Origin of the sequence: Methylobacterium sp. B1 (assembly GCF_000333255.1) — a bacterium.
Lineage (GTDB): Bacteria > Pseudomonadota > Alphaproteobacteria > Rhizobiales > Beijerinckiaceae > Methylobacterium > Methylobacterium fujisawaense.
On the sequence record NZ_BACT01000330.1, the window covers coordinates 1 to 1,916 of the forward strand.

The 1,916-nt window shown below is 74.0% G+C and carries 3 protein-coding genes; all 3 read right to left on the minus strand.

Annotated elements, in window-relative coordinates:
• Positions 1 to 825 (minus strand): class I SAM-dependent methyltransferase (locus I53_RS09630; RefSeq protein WP_051044746.1); only part of this gene is annotated, 825 nt, incomplete at its 3' end.
• 10 nt (positions 826 to 835) lie between these two features.
• Complete coding sequence (locus I53_RS09635; protein ID WP_043349744.1) at positions 836 to 1,345, minus strand: OsmC family protein; 510 nt, start codon at positions 1,343 to 1,345, stop codon at positions 836 to 838.
• Between the two features lie 116 nt (positions 1,346 to 1,461).
• Positions 1,462 to 1,916: aminotransferase class I/II-fold pyridoxal phosphate-dependent enzyme (locus tag I53_RS09640; RefSeq protein ID WP_043349745.1), on the minus strand; the 455-nt coding region annotated here is incomplete at its 5' end.

Consider the following 1,916-nt stretch of genomic DNA (forward strand, 5'->3'; position numbering starts at 1 on the left):
CAGGCGCACGGCGCCGCCCGCCGCGTGCCGCGCGAGGGCCGCCGCCACGGCCGCTTCGGCCCGCGCCCGGAGATCCGGTGCGGCCTCGCGGACGAGGTGGGAGCTGGGGCCGAGTTTCAGGGAGACGTGGGTGGCCGCCGCGGTCGCCGCCGTGTCGGTCTCGCCCTGACCGACGACGATGTCCCGGTCGAGCGCGTCGCAGGTCACGCCGGCGAACCCGGCGGCGCGCAGGAGCGCGACCAGCGGGTCGGGGTCGGCGAAGCGGAAGGGTCCCGGCGTGTCGGGCTGCGGCGGAGGCGGGGGCTCCGGCAGGAGCGGCAGCACCGCCTCGCGCGGCACGCTCACCCAGTGATTCTCGGGCAAGGTCCGCCAGCACAGGAAGGTCAGCCGGCCGCCCGGCTTGAGCATCCGGCGAATGTTGGCGAAAGCGCCGGCGGAATCCGGGAAGAACATCACGCCGAAGCGCGACAGGATCCCGTCGAAAGGACCGAGATCCGCCGTCCCGACATCCGCCTCCACGAACCGGATCGGGGCGGTGCGTGCAACCTCCGCGGCGGCGCGGTCCCGCGCCACGGCGAGCAGCGGCGCCGAGATGTCGGCCCCCGTGACGCCGCCGCCGGGCCCGACCCTGCGGGCGGCCTCCAGGGTCGTGGCCCCCGCGCCGCAGCCGATATCGAGCACCGTGTCGCCGGCAGCGAGGGGCGTGCGGGCGAACAGCGCCTCCGTCAGCGGGAGGAACATCGCGTCGAGGACGGCCTGATTGCGCGCCCAGCGCGTGCCGACCTCGCCGTTCCAGTATTCGGTCTGGGTGATGCCGCCCGCCATGCTCCCTCCGTCAGACCGTGGTCGTGGCCACGGACAGCTCGGGCTTGTGGTTCAGGGTCTGGAACACCACGCAGTAGCGCTCGGTCAGCTTCAGGAGCTGCGCCAGCTTGTCCTCCGGCGCGTCGGTATCGAGTTCGAAGAACAGGCGGATGCTGCGGAAGCCCACCGGCGCCTCCTTGTCGACCCCGAGGGTGCCGCGGAAATCGAGGTCGCCCTCGGCGCTGACCGTGCCGGCGCGCAGCGGGATCTCCAGGGCTGTGGCCACGGCCTTGAGCGTCACCCCCGCGCAGGCGACCAGCGCCTCCAGCAGCATGTCGCCCGAGCACAGCTCCGCCCCCGAACCGCCCGTCGCCGGATGGAGCCCGGCCTCCGCGATGGCGCGGCCCGTCTCGACCTTGCAGGCGATCTTGGTGTCGTCCAGCGTGCCCCTGGCCTTCAGGGTGATGACCGCCGCGTCCGGTGCGGTGCGGTACTTGTCCTTGATCGGAGCCTGGAGGGCTCGCAGCGTGGTGGCGTCCATGGCGTCGTCCTCTCGATTCCGGATCTGACCCGCTTCTCGGCGGCGGGCCGGCCGGAGCGTTCCGGCTCCGTCAGGCGCCCGGTATAGGTGCGCGCCATGCGGACGGGAAGCGGTTCTCAGGCGCGCCCGGTGAGGACGGTCATCGCTTCCGCGAGGGCGTCGACCTGGGCCTCGTCGTGGGCGGCCGAGAAGGCCACCCGCAGCCGCGCGGTCCCGGCCGGCACGGTCGGCGGGCGGATCGCCACCACCAGGAATCCCGAGGCCTCCAGCGCGGCCGAGATGTCGAGCGCCGCCTGCGCCTCGCCGACCAGGACCGGCACGACGGCGCTCTCGGCCTCCGGCAGGCCCAGACGGGCGGTGAAGCGCCGGGCGAGGGTCAGTGGTCGGGCACGCCGGTCGGGCTCCGCCTCCAGGATCGTCAGCGCCTCCAGGGCGGCGGCGGCCGAGGCCGGAGGCAGGCCGGTGGTGTAGACGAAGCTGCGGGCGCGGCTCGTCATCAGGTCGATGACCGGGCGCGAGGCGCAGAGATAGCCGCCATACGAGCCGAGCGCCTCGACAGGGGCCCATTGCC